The sequence below is a fragment of the Actinopolyspora biskrensis genome (genome assembly GCF_013408175.1).
Taxonomy (GTDB): domain Bacteria; phylum Actinomycetota; class Actinomycetes; order Mycobacteriales; family Pseudonocardiaceae; genus Actinopolyspora; species Actinopolyspora biskrensis.
In genome coordinates this window covers 52,952-69,297 of sequence record NZ_JACBYW010000001.1, presented here as the reverse complement: position 1 = coordinate 69,297, position 16,346 = coordinate 52,952, and the positions used below count along the sequence as shown (strand labels likewise).

16 protein-coding genes are annotated in these 16,346 nt (G+C 69.8%); 5 read left to right on the top strand and 11 right to left on the bottom strand.

Annotated features, from left to right (window positions below):
• The first annotated feature begins 20 nt into the window (after nucleotides 1–20).
• Complete coding sequence (locus FHR84_RS00290; RefSeq protein ID WP_179533404.1) at nucleotides 21–593, top strand: GNAT family N-acetyltransferase; 573 nt, start codon at nucleotides 21–23, stop codon at nucleotides 591–593.
• 72 nt (nucleotides 594–665) lie between these two features.
• Here FHR84_RS00290 and FHR84_RS00285 read toward each other — a convergent pair whose 3' ends face one another.
• Nucleotides 666–2,348: a DUF885 domain-containing protein gene (locus FHR84_RS00285; RefSeq protein WP_179533403.1), complete on the bottom strand. Its 1,683-nt coding sequence runs from the start codon at nucleotides 2,346–2,348 to the stop codon at nucleotides 666–668.
• 171 nt (nucleotides 2,349–2,519) lie between these two features.
• Between FHR84_RS00285 and FHR84_RS00280 the strand changes: the two genes are divergently transcribed.
• Entirely contained in the window at nucleotides 2,520–3,146 is a 627-nt protein-coding gene (locus tag FHR84_RS00280; protein ID WP_179533402.1) for a DUF3153 domain-containing protein, read from the top strand.
• Nucleotides 3,147–3,267: 121 nt separating this feature from the next.
• Entirely contained in the window at nucleotides 3,268–4,392 is a 1,125-nt protein-coding gene (locus FHR84_RS00275; protein ID WP_179533401.1) for a polyprenyl synthetase family protein, read from the top strand.
• A gap of 220 nt (nucleotides 4,393–4,612) precedes the next feature.
• On the opposite strand, the gene FHR84_RS23055 is transcribed toward FHR84_RS00275, so the two are convergent.
• Entirely contained in the window at nucleotides 4,613–4,978 is a 366-nt protein-coding gene (locus FHR84_RS23055; protein WP_343075113.1) for an Rv2175c family DNA-binding protein, read from the bottom strand.
• Between the two features lie 209 nt (nucleotides 4,979–5,187).
• Between FHR84_RS23055 and FHR84_RS00265 the strand changes: the two genes are divergently transcribed.
• Nucleotides 5,188–7,221, top strand: coding sequence for a Stk1 family PASTA domain-containing Ser/Thr kinase (locus tag FHR84_RS00265; protein WP_218861846.1), 2,034 nt, complete (start codon nucleotides 5,188–5,190; stop codon nucleotides 7,219–7,221).
• 69 nt (nucleotides 7,222–7,290) lie between these two features.
• Here the strand turns inward: FHR84_RS00265 and FHR84_RS00260 are convergent, their stop codons facing one another.
• The 5 genes from FHR84_RS00260 to FHR84_RS23050 all read right to left on the bottom strand — a co-directional run bounded on the left by FHR84_RS00260 (nucleotide 7,291) and on the right by FHR84_RS23050 (nucleotide 12,648).
• Nucleotides 7,291–8,730: a class II 3-deoxy-7-phosphoheptulonate synthase gene (locus FHR84_RS00260; RefSeq protein ID WP_179533399.1), complete on the bottom strand. Its 1,440-nt coding sequence runs from the start codon at nucleotides 8,728–8,730 to the stop codon at nucleotides 7,291–7,293.
• Between the two features lie 107 nt (nucleotides 8,731–8,837).
• Entirely contained in the window at nucleotides 8,838–9,875 is a 1,038-nt protein-coding gene (locus tag FHR84_RS00255; RefSeq protein WP_179533398.1) for a 6-phosphofructokinase, read from the bottom strand.
• A 342-nt stretch (nucleotides 9,876–10,217) separates the two neighbouring features.
• A complete protein-coding gene (locus FHR84_RS00250; protein ID WP_179533397.1) occupies nucleotides 10,218–10,721 on the bottom strand; it encodes a polyadenylate-specific 3'-exoribonuclease AS in 504 nt (167 codons plus the stop codon).
• Nucleotides 10,722–10,806: 85 nt separating this feature from the next.
• On the bottom strand, nucleotides 10,807–11,586 hold the full coding sequence (locus FHR84_RS00245; RefSeq protein WP_179533396.1) for a 1-acyl-sn-glycerol-3-phosphate acyltransferase: 780 nt from the start codon (nucleotides 11,584–11,586) through the stop codon (nucleotides 10,807–10,809).
• 405 nt (nucleotides 11,587–11,991) lie between these two features.
• Entirely contained in the window at nucleotides 11,992–12,648 is a 657-nt protein-coding gene (locus FHR84_RS23050) for a helix-turn-helix domain-containing protein (RefSeq protein WP_179533395.1), read from the bottom strand.
• Between the two features lie 116 nt (nucleotides 12,649–12,764).
• Between FHR84_RS23050 and FHR84_RS00235 the strand changes: the two genes are divergently transcribed.
• Complete coding sequence (locus FHR84_RS00235) at nucleotides 12,765–13,250, top strand: DUF308 domain-containing protein (RefSeq protein WP_179533394.1); 486 nt, start codon at nucleotides 12,765–12,767, stop codon at nucleotides 13,248–13,250.
• Here FHR84_RS00235 and FHR84_RS00230 read toward each other — a convergent pair.
• From FHR84_RS00230 to FHR84_RS00215, 4 genes are read right to left on the bottom strand one after another with little or no spacing between them, the layout of a single operon-like run.
• Nucleotides 13,241–13,735 carry a hypothetical protein gene (locus tag FHR84_RS00230; RefSeq protein ID WP_179533393.1) on the bottom strand — a complete coding sequence of 165 codons (495 nt, stop codon included), beginning with the start codon at nucleotides 13,733–13,735 and terminating at the stop codon, nucleotides 13,241–13,243. The genes FHR84_RS00235 and FHR84_RS00230 overlap by 10 nt on opposite strands.
• A 6-nt stretch (nucleotides 13,736–13,741) precedes the next feature.
• Nucleotides 13,742–14,983: an ArsA family ATPase gene (locus tag FHR84_RS00225; RefSeq protein ID WP_179533392.1), complete on the bottom strand. Its 1,242-nt coding sequence runs from the start codon at nucleotides 14,981–14,983 to the stop codon at nucleotides 13,742–13,744.
• Nucleotides 14,984–15,025: 42 nt separating this feature from the next.
• On the bottom strand, nucleotides 15,026–15,469 hold the full coding sequence (locus tag FHR84_RS00220; RefSeq protein WP_179533391.1) for an SRPBCC family protein: 444 nt from the start codon (nucleotides 15,467–15,469) through the stop codon (nucleotides 15,026–15,028).
• A gap of 60 nt (nucleotides 15,470–15,529) precedes the next feature.
• Complete coding sequence (locus FHR84_RS00215; RefSeq protein ID WP_179533390.1) at nucleotides 15,530–16,318, bottom strand: metallophosphoesterase family protein; 789 nt, start codon at nucleotides 16,316–16,318, stop codon at nucleotides 15,530–15,532.
• Nucleotides 16,319–16,346: the final 28 nt, after the last annotated feature.

Below are 16,346 nucleotides of genomic sequence, written 5' to 3'. Positions count from 1 at the left end.
ATCCTCTAAGGTGCGGAGCTGTGACCGCTGCACCGTCTCCACGTTGCGAACGAGTGGTGGAACTCTCCACCGAAGAACTACGTGCCAGACTGCCCGAAGCCGTGCGGGTTTACGTGACGGCGATGGGTTATCCCTCGTGGGCCACCCAACAGCGCATCCCGGTCTGGTCGGCGCACATGTCGCGTACGGGGTGGCGCTGTGTCGCGGCCTTCAACGAGCGTGACGAACTGAGCGGTGTCGGCTACGGCTATTCGGGGGACGCGGGGCAGTGGTGGCACGAGCAGGTCCGCCGCGGGATGCAGGAGCGCCTGCCCCCGGAACGGATCGAGGAGTGGCTCGGGGACTACTTCGAGTTGACCGAGCTCCACGTGCATCCGGAGGCCCAGGGGCACGGTCTGGGTGAGAGCATGCTGCGTACTCTGCTCGCCGCCGCCCCGGGGGCGAACGTGCTGCTGTCCACCCCCGAGGGACCGACCAGGGCGTGGCAGCTGTACCGCCGGGTCGGTTTCACCGATGTGCTCCGCGACTACCGCTTCGCGGGGGACCCACGTCCGTTCGCGGTGCTCGGCAGGCCTCTTCCGCTGGAGAGGTGAGCCGCCGAGGGAGTTCTCGGCGGCCGTCGTCGACGAACGGCCACCCGGGCAGGGTGGTCGCGGGCGGACGTTCTACAGCCGGGCGAGCTGTTCGCGCAGCGTGTCCAGCCCCATCGAGCCCATCCCGAGGGCGTCGCGGTGGAACCGCTTCAGGTCGAACTCGGCTCCGTGGCGCGCACGGGCGTCCTCACGTGCCGACAGCCAGAGCCGTTCGCCGAGTTTGTAGGAGGGCGCCTGGCCGGGCCATCCCAGGTACCGGTCGATCTCGTCCCGAACGTTGGCGGTGTCGGTGATGGTGCGGGTGAGCATGAACTCCAGGCCGAGTTCCGGGGTCCAGGTCTCGCCCTCGTGGAAACCGGTTCCCGCCGGGATCGGCAATCGCAGGTGCATGCCGATGTCGACGATCACCCTGGCCGCGCGGAACAGCTGCTCGTTCAGCATTCCCAGCAGGTCCCCGTCGTCGGACAGGTACCCGAGTTCCCGCATCAGTCGCTCGGCGTACAGTGCCCAGCCTTCCGCGTGCGCGGAGACGATGCAGGCCAGGCGTTGGAACTTGTTCAGCCGCTGCGCCTGGTGCACCGCCGTGGCGATCTGGAGGTGGTGCCCGGGGGCTCCCTCGTGGTAGACGGTGGAGACCTCGCGCCAGGTCGAGTACTCCTCCTTCTCCGGGGGCACGGACCGCCACATCCGCCCCGGCCTGCTGAAGTCGTCGGTCGGGGGTGTGTAGTAGGCCCCTGTTCCCCCGCCCGGGGGCGCGATCTTGCACTCGAGGTTCATCAGCCTGTCGGGGATGTCGAACTGCGTCTCCCGCAGCTCCCGCAGCGCCTGGTCGGACAGGCGTTGCATCCATTCCGCCAGCCCGCGTTGACCGTGGACCCGGTACCTCGGGTCGGCGTCCAGGGCCGCCGCCGCTTCGGCGAGGGTGGCGGAGGGTTTGATCCGGCCGGCGACGCGTTTCATCTCGGCCTCGATCGCGGCGAACTCGTTCCACCCCCACTCGTAGGCCTCCCGCAGGTCGAGGTCGGCACCGGTGAAGTACCTGGACCAGAGGCGGTAGCGCTGCTCACCGACGGCGTCCTCCGCCGGGGCCTGCGGCAGCAGTTCGGTGCGCAGGAAATCGGCGAGATCCGAGTAGGCTTCGGAGGCCAGGGCCGCGGCCGTGTCCAGCTCGCTCCGCAGCGCGGGATCCGAGGGCTGCGCACGGGCCACCATGTCGGCGAAGAAAGACCCGCCGTCCCTTCTGCCGGACCAGGTGTCGCACTGCTCGGCGACGCGCTTGACCTGCCTGGCCGCGGCCACCTCCCCGTTCGCGGCGGCCTCGGACAGACCGGCGGTCAGCCCTTTCACCGCTGTCGGCATCGCCGACATGCGCTTGGCGACGTCGTGCCACTGCTCGGGGGTCTCGGTCGGCATCAGGTCGAAGACCTGGCGCAGTTCCTGCACCGGGCTGGCGATGACGTTCAGGGAGGACATGTCGGCACCCGCGTCGTGCAGCTCGACGTCGAGACCGACACGTTCGGTGAACACGGCTTTGGCCACCGTCTCCGCGTCGTCGGCCGGTTCGGCCGCCGACATCTCGGCCAGGGCCCGACGGGCGAGTTCGCCACGCGCTCGGTGCCCGTCCGGGGAGTAGTCCGTCAGCTCCTGCTGGCGAACGGGAATCCCCAGGGAGGTCGCGGTTATCGGGTCGAGCGCCGCGAGTTCCTCCACATGTCGATTGCTGATCTCGTGCACACCTCGGGCCTCGGATGACATGGCAGCACGCTATCGCGTCCGCTTCGCGTCCTCGATACCGATCCGTTCCGAAAAATGTGGTCCCGAATCCGGTTCAACGGGTGAAAAACGCTGTGACGTGGCACGATCACAAAGGTGCGGGGTGTGTGGTGCTGTGTCGACGTGGCGCGGTCCCGTTTGGGTACAGCGCTGATGATCTTGCTTGTGGGCGTTCTGGTTTCCGGATGCCTGAACGCGACCGTCTCCCTGAGCATCGACGAGCAGGACGAGGTCTCCGGAGAGGTCATGATCGCGGCCCCTCCTGCCGCGAACCAGCGCGACCTTCGGATGCGGGTGCCGCGCGACCTGTCCGACCGGGTGAGCGTCAGTCCCTACCAGGAGGGTGATCGGCAGGGTTCCAAGCTCGAGTTCGAGTCGCTCGACTTCGATGAGCTGGAGAGGCTCGCCAGGGAGCTGAGCAGCTCCGACTCCAGGTACTCGCTCTCGCTGTCCCGCTCCGGCACCCTGGTCAGGATGAACGGGTCGGTGGATCTGACCCCGCTCGCCGAGACGAACTCCGAAGTGCTCGTCGAAGTCAGCACCCCGGGCGAGGTGACCACCACCAACGGGGAGACCGACGCGGGGATGGTCAGCTGGCGGCCCAGCCCCGGTGAGGTCACCGAGATGTCGGCGACCTTCCAGTTCAGCAGCAACCGCAGCGCGGGGCTTCTGGGCTGGTCGACGATCGTCGGTCTGGGGACCTTCGGCACGGCCTTCCTCGTCGCCGTGCTGGCGCTGCTCGCGCGTCAGCGCTACCGGAAGGAGGCGGAGCAGGGCTGACAGTTCACCGCACCGGCCGGGAGCGGCGGCCCTCCCGGCAACACGCGGTCCGGGAACCGTGCACGGGACGCGCTCGCCCCCGAGATGCGGCCGTGGGGAGTCGTCACGGAGGATGACCGGTATGCCCCTTGAGGATCTGGTGACCGGACGCGGTGCGACGGAGGTTGCCGTGGATGACGACATCCCGGAGCAGGTACGGCAGACCCTGGCGGATTATCTGCGTATCCGGGTCCGGGAGTGCGGTGATCTGGACCCGGCCGTCGCCGGGGCGGCCGAGGAACTGGTCGACTTCGTGCTGCGCGGGGGGAAGCGCATCCGCCCCACTTTCGCCTGGTGGGGATGGCGGGCCGGGGGCGGTTCGGCGCTGGGCCCCGAGGCGACCGCCATGCTGCGCGCGGCCAGCTCGCTGGAACTGATCCAGGCGGGTGCGCTGATGCACGACGACCTGATCGACGGCTCCGCCACCAGGCGCGGCAGCCCGACGGTGCACGTCCGGTTCTCCGAGTTCCACCGCGAGCACGGTTACGCGGGCGAGCCGCGCGACTTCGGACTCGCCGCGGCGGTCCTGCTCGGCGATCTGGCGCTGAGCTGGGCCGACGACATGCTGCGTTCCGCTGGTCTCGCCTCCGGCGCGCTGGCCCGTGCGCTGGGACCGTGGCAGGCGATGCGCACCGAGGTGCTCGCCGGGCAGTACCTGGACATGCTCGGACAGGCCCGCGCCGACGAGACGCCGGAGGCCGCGCTGCGCATCGACGAGCTCAAGGCGGCTTCCTACACGGTGCAGCGCCCCCTCGAGTTCGGAGCGGAGACCGCCGGGGCCGATCGGGCGACGCTGGGAGTGCTGCGCCGCTTCGGAGCCGACATCGGAGTCGCCTTCCAGCTGCGGGACGACCTGCTCGGGGTGTTCGGCGACCCGGAGGTCACCGGCAAACCGGCCGGGGACGATCTTCGGGAGGGCAAGCGGACGTTGCTGGTGGCCGAGGGGATGCTGCGCGCGAAGCAGCAGTCGGACGAGACCGCCCTGGAACTGCTGGAGACCTCGCTGGGCGAGGCGGAACTGACCCGTGAAGGTGTGCAGCGGGTGCGCGACGCCCTGGACAGGCTCGGGGCCGTGGAGGCGGTCGAGAAGCGCATCGGCACGCTCACCGAGTCCGCCCTGTCCGCGCTGCACGAGGCGGAGCTGCCCGAACCCGCGGCTCGGGCGCTGGAGCGACTCACCGTCACGGTGACCGACCGCGACGCGTGAGCGGCGTAGGAGCCCCCACGGGGACGACCGCGTACGGGGCCGGCGAACGCGGAGGGGCCGACGCTGCCGCACCTCGGCACGGCAGCGTCCCGGCACACCCTGCGGCCCCTTCGGGAAGCGACGAAACCGCTTCCCGCCCACGTGAGCAAGCCGACCCGGCCGAGCACCCAACCTGCTCACCAAGCCGACCGATCCGCGAGGAGACCTCGGGGAACTCCCGTCAGAGCGCCATCGCCTGCGCCCGGCGCTTGACCTCACGCCCCCGGTCACCGCGCAAAGCGTCTATCGGTGTCCCGGGAAGGGTTTCGTCGGAGGTGAACAGCCATTCGAGGATCTCCTCCTCGGTGTAGCCGTTGTCCCGCAGGAGGGTGATCGTGCCGGCGAGCCCTTTGACCACGGTCGTGTCGGTCAGAAAAGCCTCGGGTACGACGTACTCCCGCTCGCGACGCATCGCCAGCAACTGCCCGTCACGAATCATCTGGTGCACCCTCGTCGGCGGATGCCCGAGGCGTTCCGCGACGTTGGCTATGGATACGACCTCCACGTCGGAAGCGAGTACATCAGGAGCGCAAGGAACCGAACTCACGTGCCCCAGAGTGCCATCACCGCGATCGGATTTCCACCGCGTATGCCGCGCACGTTTTCACGAAGGAGCTCACCTACCATCGGTAGTGTGTTCGAGAACGTATGCGGGCTGGTCCACGCGGGTGGCCACGCGACGATTTCGCCCCGGAAACCGAGCGCGCGGTGCGTTCGGTCACTCCCAATCTGCTTACCACGGGCGGTGGCAACGCGATGACTTCCGGTTCATCGGCGAACGGGCCGTACGACCTGCTCGGATACGCGTTGGAGCGCCGCTACCGGGTGGACTCCGTGATCGCCCGTGGCGGCATGTCCACGGTCTACAGGGGGATCGACACGAGGCTGGACCGTCCGGTCGCCCTGAAGGTGATGGACTCCCGCTACTCGGGGGACCAGTCGTTCACCGAGCGGTTCGAACGCGAGGCACGCGCGGCGGCGCGGCTGCACCACCCGAACATAGTGGCCGTCTACGACCAGGGCGTTGACCCCGGCGAGCACGGGGAGCACCACGTGTACCTGGTGATGCAGCTCGTCGACGGCGGAACGCTGCGCGACCTGCTGCGCCAGCGGGGGCACCTGTCCCCTCCCGTGGCGCTGTCCGTGCTCGAAGCCGTGTTGTCCGCGTTGTCGGCGGCGCACCGGGCCGGGATGGTCCATCGCGACATCAAACCGGAGAACGTGCTGATCGGCAGTGGCGGTTCGGTCCAGGTCGCCGACTTCGGCCTGGTGCGTGCCGCCGCGGGCGCGGGAACCACCGGGGACAGCGTCATCCTCGGAACCGTCGCCTACCTTTCCCCGGAGCAGGTGGCCAGCGGGGCGGCCGACGCCCGTTCGGACGTCTACGCGGCCGGGACGGTGCTCTACGAGCTGCTCACCGGAGCCCCTCCGTTCACGGGGGACACCGCCCTGTCCGTGGCCTATCGCCACGTCAACAGCGATGTGGACGCGCCGAGCCGATACGTGCCGGGACTGCCACAGCGCCTCGACGAGCTGGTGACGCGCTTCACCCGCAGGGACCCCGCGCAACGGCCGGTGGACGGCGCCGCGGCCCTGGAGGAACTGCGCGGGGTCCGCGAAGAGCTCGGCCTGGCGGCCGTCCCCGTCCCCGAACCGGGCCCCCGGCCGGGCGGCGAGCACCGCGCGGAAGGCGAAGGGCCGCCCACGGAACGCCTCTCCCCCGTCACGGGGACGGAGTCGGAGGGGAGCGGTTCGGGAGGCCCCCGGGGCACTCGTGCGCTGCTGCGCCCCGGCGCGGGGGCACCGTCCGCCGACGACGAGTCCGCCGGTGGGACCACCAACGAGTTCGCAGCGGTCCCCGCGAGCGGTACCGGCGGGAACCGTCCGCGGCGAAGCGGGCGACGGCGCGGCCGGATGCTGACAGCCCTCGGGGTCGCCGTCGTGCTGATCGGCGCTCTGGTGGCGGGCGGTTCGTGGCTGTGGAGCGGCAGCTCCTACGTCAAGGTTCCCGAACTCTCGGGACGCCCCGTGGCGGAGGCGAAGCGGGCCCTGAGTTCGGCCGAGCTCGAGGCCCACGTCTCCCGTTCGTTCCACAACACCGTTCCGGAGAACACCGTCATCAGCTCGGCCCCGGAGGAAGGCACCCGGATCCGCACCGGGGACCGGGTGGACCTGCGGGTCTCGCAGGGACGACCGAGCGTGCCGGAGGTCCGGGCGGGAAGCCGCGTGTCCGAGGTGCAGAGCGAGCTGCGCAACGCCCAGCTCAGCCCCGAGCTGGACTCCTCCGCCGACCGGTATCACGACAGCGTCCCGAAAGGACGGGTCATCGGGGTCGAACCGTCCTCGGGAACCGAGGTCAGGACCGGGAGCCCGGTGACGATCGTCGTCAGCAGGGGGCCCGCCCCCGAACCCGTCCCCGACGTGGGCGGTGCCGAACGGGAGCAGGCCATGCAGGCCCTCCGGAAGGCCGGGTTCGAGCCCTACGTCGCCGGGCACGAGTTCGCGGACGGAGTGCCGAACAACCACGTGGTGCGAACGGATCCCTCCGCGGGCACCGAGGTGCAGATGAGCGGCAGCCCCCGCGTCGGACTCGTGCTGTCCAACGCCGTCAGCGTCCCGAACTTCTCGGGCAAGCAGCTGTCCGAAGCACGCGAGCAGGCCGAGCGAGCCGGGCTGAAGCTAAAGGTCCACTCCGTGATCGGCAGGGACAACGGCAGGGTGTTCGGCCAGTACCCCGTGCCGGGCAACACCGTCGAGCAGGGCTCGGAAGTGCGGGTGACCGTTTTCTGACCGCTCGGGGAGTCCGCGGGGGAACCGTGAACCACCGACGTTTCCCCCGCGGCGTGCCCGCGGTGGATCTCAGCCCCGCAGCATCTCGGCGATCAGGAACGCCAGTTCCAGGGACTGCTGAGTGTTCAGTCGCGGATCACAGGCCGTTTCGTAGCGGCCCGCCAGGTCCGTGTCCGAGATGTCCTGGGCTCCGCCGAGGCACTCGGTGACGTTCTCCCCGGTGTGTTCGATGTGAATACCGCCGGGGTGAGTGCCCAACCGGTTGTGCACCTCGAAGAAGCCCTGCACCTCGTCGACGACCCGGTCGAAGTGCCGGGTCTTGTACCCGGTGCTCGACTCGTGCGTGTTGCCGTGCATCGGGTCGCACTGCCAGATCACCTGGTGCCCCGAGGCCGTCACCTTCTCCACGATGGGCCCCAGGTGGTCGCGGACCTTGTCGTTGCCCATCCTGCTGATCAGGGTCAGCCTTCCAGGCTCGTTGTGCGGGTCGAGCCGCTCCACGTACTCCACCGCCTCTTCCGGGGTGGTCGTGGGCCCGAGCTTGATCCCGATCGGATTGGAGATCAGCTGGGCGAACGCGAGGTGGGCGCCCTCGAGCTGACGAGTGCGTTCCCCCACCCACAGGAAATGCCCGGAAAGGTCGAACAACCTCGGTTCCGGACCGGAGGTGTCCAACCGCAGCATCGCCCGCTCGTAGTCCAGCACCAGGGCCTCGTGGCTGCAGTAGAAGTCCACCCCGTGCAGGCTGGAGTCGTCCACCCCGCACGCGGACATGAACCGCAGGGCGCGGTCGATCTCGGCGGCGACCGACTCGTAGCGCTCCCCCGCCGGGGAATTGAGCACGAAGTCCTTGTTCCAGTCGTGCACCTTTCCGAGCGCGGCCGTTCCCCCGCTCGTCAGGGCCCGCGAGAGGTTCATCGTCGCGCTGGCATTGGCGTAGGCGCGGATCAGCCGGGAGGGATCGTGCCTGCGGGCCTCCTCGGAGGCCGCCAGCGAATTGACCATGTCACCGCGGTAGCTGGGCAGGCCGAGCGCGTCCGTGCCCTTGGAGCGCGGCTTGGAGTACTGCCCCGCCATGCGGCCGACCTTGACCACGGGCGTGCTGGCCCCGTAGGTGAGTACGACCGCCATCTGCAACAAAGTGCGGATTCCCGCCCGGATGTGCGGTTCGGTGTTGTCGGCGAACGTCTCCGCGCAGTCCCCGCCCTGCAGCAGGAAGGCCTCACCACGGGCCACGGCAGCCAGGTTGCTCCGCAGATTGTCGACCTCGCTGGGCACGGTCACCGGAGGAACGCTCTCCAGCACCGAGCGCACGTTGCGCGTCTGCTGCGGATCCGGCCACTCCGGCTGCTGGGCGGCGGGACGGGACAGTGCGTCGTCGAGACGGGTTCGCAGGTCTGTCGGCAGCGGGGGAAGCTCGGGCAGAGTGTCCATCGGAACGTCGACGGTCCACGACCGCGAGGTGTCCGGACTCGTGCCTTGCGCTGCTGGTTCGGGGTCAACGGGCATGTCGCCCAGCGTAGCGGGTTCGTCTCGCATCCTGTGACACTGTCCCGTGTGCTGAACAGCACCGTGGGACTCCCGCCGATCACCCCGGCCCGAGCGCCCCGCCCCGATCAGCCGAACAACGCCTGAGCCTCCGTGTAGCGGTGCAGCGGAACGGTCTTGAGCTGGGCGGTGGCCTCCTCCAGCGGAACCCGCACGATGTCCGTCCCGCGCAGTGCCACCATCCTGCCGTGGTCACCTTCGGCCACCGCGTCCATCGCGTGCAGGCCGAACCGGGTGGCCAGCACCCGGTCGTACGCCGTGGGAGTGCCCCCACGCTGGGTGTGCCCGAGCACCACGGCCCTGGACTCGTTGCCGGTGCGCTGGGAAAGCTCCTCCGCCAGCCAGGTTCCCACCCCTCCGAGCCGCACGTGCCCGAAAGCGTCGCGCTCACCGGCCTGCAGCACTTCGGCGCCCCCTTCGGGGACCGCCCCCTCGGCCACCACGATGATCGGCGCGTACTGGCGCTCGAAACGGCGCATCACCCAGTCGCACACCCAGTCCACGCTGAAACGCTGCTCCGGCCCGAGGATCACGTTGGCCCCTCCGGCCAGGCCGGAGTGCAGCGCGATCCACCCCGCGTGCCTGCCCATCACCTCCACGACCAGCGCGCGGTGATGCGACTCGGCGGTGGTCCTGAGGCGGTCGACGGCCTCCGTCGCGATGTGCACAGCGGTGTCGAAGCCGAAGGTGTAGTCGGTGGCGTCGAGATCGTTGTCGATGGTCTTGGGAACTCCCACCACCGGGACGCCTTCACCCGCCAACCCGTGGGCCACACCGAGCGTGTCCTCGCCGCCGATGGCTATCAGCGCTTCGACGCGGTTCTCCTCCAGAGTGCGCTTGATCCGCTCGACCCCTTCGGCTTCCTTGTACGGATTGGTCCTGGAGGAGCCGAGAACCGTACCTCCGCGGTCGAGGACGTTCTCGACCGCGTCGAGGTCGAGCGGCATCGTCAGTCCTTCCAGCGGACCGCGCCAGCCGTTGCGGAAGCCGACGATCTCCTTTCCGTGAACCTCGATCCCCTTGCGCGTGACCGCACGGATGACGGCGTTCAGTCCCGGGCAGTCCCCACCTCCGGTGAGCACTCCGACACGTCCGGTCCCCGACATCGCGCCTCCTCGAAACCCGCCGTTGCCGACGTGACGTTGATCTCAGCTCAAGAGCTTTTCACGGGCTAAATCGGTGCAGCAAGTACCGGCGGGGGGTCGGCGACGGGGCCGAGAACCGCAGCGGTCGGCGTCTTAGCGGGTCGGAACGCCCCCGAGCCGCTGGAACGCTTCTCCGCACGGGTGAAAACGGACCGGTCAATCTCACCCGACCGACGGAACGAGCAGGATCTCGTCAGGTGCGTCCGTCCGACGGCTCCGGGAGCGCCCTCCGGCGCGCCCTGCCCCGAACGGCCGCCCGAGCGGCTCGCACCGACACGCGAACCGAGCCGTCCGCACCCGCCACTAGCGCTGCGGGTAACCCATCCGCTGCTGCTGCCGTTCGATCACCTGCCAACGCCGCAGGTTGTGCTTGGCGTCGGCGAGGGCGTCGTGGGCATTGGCCGGCGCCGAGGGCAGCTTCGGCTTGCCCACCGCCTCCCACTGCTGTCGGAGGTCCCGGGTGAACTTGGGCAGCTTCGGCGGCAGGGCGGGCATCGCTCCCCACAACTGCGCGAACGCGACATGGTCGTAGGCGGCGTACCAGGCCCACAGCTCGATCTCGGAGTCCTGCGCGGTCAGGAACTCGTAGAGCTCGTCCCGGATCCTGGCACGGGGGCGCCATGCCTCGGAACCGGCCGCCGGAAGCTGGGGCAGCACGTGCTGACGCACCCAGGGACCCGCCCGGCCGGCGTCGAACTCGGTGGAGACGGCGTAGAACTCGCGCCCCGTCTCGTCGACCACGCCGATCGAGACGAGATCGATCGTATGGCCGTCCTCGATGAACTCGCAGTCGTAGAAAAACCGCACTGGAAAAGGGTATGCGCCGTCCACCGGAGGCGGGACACGCCCCGCCCGAGGAAGCGGTTTCCGCCGGACTGGGCGGTTCCCCCCGTCAACCGGCCTTGGACTCGGGCAGCCTGTCGTTGCCCGCGGACTTGCCGCTGCCCGTGGACTTGGCCGCCTGGCGCTCCCGCTTGCTGATCACCCTGCCGCTCTCGGCGATGTCGTCCTTGGCCCGCTCGGCGTAGACGTCCACGTACTCCTGGCCGGAGAGCTCCATCAGCGAGTACATGATCTCGTCGGTGATGGACCTCTCCGCGAACCGGTCTCCGGCCATCCCCTCGTAACGCGAGAAGTCGAGCGGTTCGCCCACCACGATCCGCACCCGGTACGGGCGCCACAGCTTGGAGCCGATGGGGTTCACCTTCTCGGTGCCGATCGTGACCACCGGCACCACCGGGACGTCGGCCTCGAGAGCCATGCGGGCCACGCCGGTCTTGCCCTTGTAGAGACGTCCGTCGGGGGAACGGGTCCCCTCCGGGTAGATCCCGAGGAGCCTTCCCTCGTTGAGCAGCCTGATCCCCGTGTCCAGGGCCGCTTGGGCCGCGGCTCCGCTGGACCTGTCGATCGGGACCTGCCCCACTCCGCTGAAGAAGTACCGCTTCAGCGCCCCCCTGAGCCCCTTGCCCGTGAAGTACTCGCGCTTCGCCAGGAAGGTGACCCTGCGCGGAAGCTTCAGCGGCATGAGAAAGGAATCGGCCACGGCCACGTGGTTGCTGACCAGAATGGCCCCGCCCGAGTCCGGGACGTTGTGCGCGCCCTCCACCTTGGGACGACACCACAGTTTGATGAGGGGACCGAGAAGAACGTACTTCATCACCCAGTACAGCACCGCGTCGCTGCCTCCCTCGTGGCCCGATTACGTTGCCAGGGTACGGAGCAGCGATACGGCACACAATGCGGGCCCACCCACGCGATCTCGCGCGGGGACCGGTAGTCGGCGGTGCACGCGGCGCGTGTCGCGCCGCACCGCCACGCCGCGGGTGGGGCGCATGGCAGAGTGTGTTCGTGCGCGATTGTGTGAACGAGGGCGGCGATTCGGCGCGCCGAAGAACCGGGGCGGCATTCCTCCCGCGGTGGAAGACGACACGACCTTGCCCGGAGGGCCGCGAGCCGCGACCCTGGGACCGGGTGGTTCACGACGACCGACCCGCTCCCGCAACGACCTCGTCGCTCGGTCGCGCGCCGACGAACGCGGAAAGCACCGGCCCCGAACCCATCATCCACCGCGAGCGCGTCAGGGACCCCGTTCGACTCGTTCCCCGCCCCGGAGGGCGGGGATTCCTTTCCGGCTCGCGCCGGATGGTTCCTGCTTCGTCGCCGACTGCCCCGTCCGGGAGGACTCCCGTTGAGGTCTCACACCGGCTCCACAGGCCGACACCGCCAGCCCGGCGGCCTTGATGTTTCTCGTGGCGTTGGCGTGGCGATCGTGCGTGGTGCCGCAGCCGGAACACGTCCACGTGCGCGCTCGGAGGGGCGGCGGTTCGCCCCTCTTCGCCGACGTCGACCGGCCGTCGCGCCACGTGAACGCCGACCTGGTGCACTCCGCCGACCGGCGCGCGGACTTGCGGGAATCGGAATTCGGGTAGCGGGCCCGCTCGGCGAAGGAGCTCGCGAACGCGCTCCGCGAGTGCCGCGAGGTTCGTTGAAGCGGCACCGACGACACCTCGCCCGGACACGAGAGCCCTTCGGGGCGTTTCCACTCGGTCAACAGCTCCGACGGCTCCGCGCAGTTCACACGGCGACGCTCGGTGAACCACGCGCGAGTCCGCGCCTCCGGAGCGAGATGGTGGACATCACGCACGCGGCCGAACGTGCGCAGCAACTCGATGCGCTGCTGCCGCGTGGGGTAGAAACGGTACCTGTACGCCCGCTCCACCCGCGTCCCGCCCACGGCTCACATGCTACTCGCGTTGTTCGTGAGCCCGATTCCCGGATGTTGACCACAACGCACTCGGACAAGACTCCTCCCCGACGTGAGCGCCGGAGTTTCCGCCAATTGGAGAAGCGATGAACACGCGCCAGGGCAATTCCGACGGCCCGGAAGACATCGACAAGGCCTTCGCGGAGATCGTGGCCGAGCTGGAGCGCGATTCCTCCGTACCGCGGTGGCCGGAGGAGTCCTCCGAGCGGTCGAGCTCGGAAACCGCGTCCGCCCCGGAAACCTCCCCCGCTCCGGCCGCCGAGGAGCCGAGCGGAACCGAGGAGGGCCCCAGGGACTGGGCTCCGACGGAGGCGGAGGAGGACGAGGGCCACTACGAACCCCCGGAACCCCCGCCGCTGCCCAAACCGGGCGCGGGTGCCGTGGGAGCCGTCGTGCTCGTGGTCCTCGGAGTGCTCGTCCTCTTCGTGCCCGTGGCCGCGAGTTCGCTCGGTCCGCTGACCATGCCCGTCGGTCTGATCGCCATCAGCGCGGGCATCGGCGGACTGCTGCTCAGGCTGCGGAGGGGCGATTCCGAACCCGAGGACGGGTGGGACGACGGTGCTCAGGTCTGATCGTCCAGCACGCTTCCGGCGACCCGCCTGACCGGTATCGGACGCACCCGCTCCGCCGTGGGCCCCGCGTCCTCCTCCGTCTCCGGATCCGACGCCGCCGCGGCGTCCGCGCGTTCGTCCCCGGGGGAAGCGCCCGCCCCGGATCCGCTTCCCCCGGGGGCACGAGCGCGAGCGACGTCGCGCAGGGCGGCCAGCAACCCGGTCAGTTGCTCCGGGAGTTCCGCGGAGCGCACGCCCCTCCCGTCGTGCTGCCGCAGCAGCGACAGCACGCCGCACAGCGGGCAGCACCGGCTGTCCCGCGCCCCTTCGCCGCTGCCGGATTCCGCGGTTTCCCCCCGTGCGTCGGTCTCCTCGCCCGAAGCGGTGCGCTCTGGGCCACCGAGTTCGAGCAGGAACTCCTCGACGCGAGCGGCCACGTCCCGCAGCAGGCAACGCATTTCCCCGACCAGTCGTTCGTAGTCGGCTCCCTCGTGCTCGTCGCGCAAAACGACTCACCGCATCCACTGCTCGGGGTCCGGTCGGAAACGCACTCGCAGCCCGTCGTCTCCCGCCGCTGCGTCGACGACGACGCAGCGGCGCAGCACGGAGGGCAGGGCGATCAGTCTGCGACGTCCGTCCACGGTGACGGCGAGTTCGTCACCGACGCGCGCGAGCTCCGGTTCGGCGTCCGGTCCCAACGGCAGCGCGAGCCGCAGGCAGTAGCGCGCCCACGCATCGGCGCCCTCGTCGCTCAACTCGATCACGGGCGCGCGCTCGGCGCCGTCCAGGGGGTCGGACTCCCCGTAGATCCGCTCGCCCAGCTCGCGCAGCATCCGTGGTCCCGCCGGTTCGTCGGCGCTGTACTCGACCGTCCGCAGCGGCAGGCCGAGCCCCCGCAGCCCGTCCACGACCTCCCGCTGCTCCTTGCGCCTGGTCCGCATCCAGGCCGCCGCCTGCCCACGAGCCGACCCCGGGTCGGGGACCATCCGGTTGACCAGCAGGCCGTCGACGTGGATCTGGTGCAGGGACAGCGCGGTCAGCGTGCGGCGGGTCTCCGCGGCGACCAGGGATTCGGGGGTGGTCACCAGACGCACGCTGGTCCGGGGGTCGGTGAGCGAACCGGCCAGCGCCCCCAGCCGTTCGGCGAGCCGGCCCAGCGCGTCGGCAGCGGCGTCCCAGCGTCGCGTGTGGGGCTCACCGGCCGCTCCGGCCAGCACGCCCCTGATGACGCGTCGATGCCTGGGAAACGCTCGTTCGAGGTAGCCGGACAGCGCTTCGGGAAGGGTCAGCAGCCGGAGCGTCTCGGCGGTGGGTCCGCAGTCGACGATCACCGTGTCCCAGGGCCCCTCGGTGGCGAGTCGCCGCACCTCGGCCAGAGCCAGCAGTTCCTCGATGCCGGGGAAACCGGTCAGCTCGGCCGCCTCCACCTCGGCGATTCCGGAGGAGGCCAGCAAGGTGTGCAGGTGTTCGCGCAGTTCGCCCCAGACCCCGTCGAGCAGGTTCCTGGTCGCCGTCTCCGCCGCGTGGAACCGGACTTCGGCGGTTCCGGAGTCCGGGCGGGCGTCGCCCGGCGGCGCGGTCACTTCGCGGGGCTCGCCGCACAACGCGCTGCCCAGGCAGTCCCCGAGCGAGTGAGCGGGATCGGTCGAGACCACCAGGACCTTCCCGCCCCGCGCCGCCACACGTGTCGCCGTGGCAGCTGCCAGGGTGGTTTTGCCGACCCCACCCTTTCCGGTGAACATCAGCATTCGCATTCCTCGCCCCGCTCGAGCGCGGTCACCGCGGTTTCCGGAGGATCACCGGGCGGACTCCACGCGCCGCTTGAGCTCCTTCAACGCGGTGTCCATGATCATTTTTTCGGCTTTGCGCTTGAACAGGCCGATCACGGGAATCGAGAGGTCCACGGCCAGGCTGTAGGTCACCTCGGTGCGCCGGTCCTGCAGCGGCCGCAACGTGTAACTGCCCCGCTGGGCCTTCTGCACCTGCCCCTCCAGGAGGTTCCAGCTGACCGACAGCTCGTCGCGCCCCCACTCGTAGACGAGCGTGTAGGTGTCCTTGACCACACCCGCGTCCAGCACGAACCTCACCCGCTCGGCCCTGCCCTCCCCGTCGCGGGACAGCACCTCGGCCTCCTTGACCGCCTCCGCCCACTCGGGATACGCGCCGAAGTCCGCGATCACGGCCATGATCTCCGTGGCCGGCGCCTCGATCACGATGGACTGGGTGGACTGGTCGACCATGCCGGGCAGATTACAGGTCATCGCCCGTCGGACGGCCACCGGCAGGCGAGCTCGGGGCGCTCACCAGCGCAGCACGTACGGCTCCCCGTGACGTTTGAAGTGGCCGACGTTGACGCATTCGGTGCGCCCGATCCGCGTCCTCCCGGCCAGGGGCTGGTGCACGTGGCCGAACAGCGACCAGCGCGGGCAGTCCCGCTCCACCCGGCGCAGCACACCCGCCGAGCCCCGCTCCGCTCTGCGGGCCACCACGTCGTAAACCAGTTCGGGGACCTGCGGGGGCACGTGGGTGCACAGCACGTCCACCTCGTCCAACCCCTCCACCAGCTCGTCGAACTCCGTCTCGGTGCGCAGGTTGGGAACCCAGGGAAGGTCGTGCCGCAGCGTCCCTCCCGGGGGCAGCAGCGCCCCGCCGACGAAGCCGAAACGCAATCCGCCGATCTCCACGCTCTGACCGTCCAGCGCCCGGACACCGTCACCCGTGAACTCGGGCCAGAGCCCCGGCGCGTCCACGTTCCCCGCGGTCGCGTAGGTGGGCACCGGCATGGCGGCGAACAGTTCCGCGTACTGCTCGCGGACCGCCTGGCGAACCACCGTCGCCGGATCCGGGAGGCCGTCCCACAGCGAGCGCAGGTACCCGGCCATCTCCGCACCGCGGCGATTCCGGCGCAGCTCGGCGAAGTGACCGACCTTCTCGGGTCCGAACACGGCACCGAGGATTCCCTTCTCGTGATCGTGGTAGTCGACGAAGTCGACGAGATCGCCCAGCACGACCAACGCGTCGGCGCCGTCGCCGGCCCGTTTGAGATCTTCCACGTTTCCGTGCACGTCCGAGACCACATGCACCCGCAAGGTGCCTCCGTTCTCCGCCGAATATCCT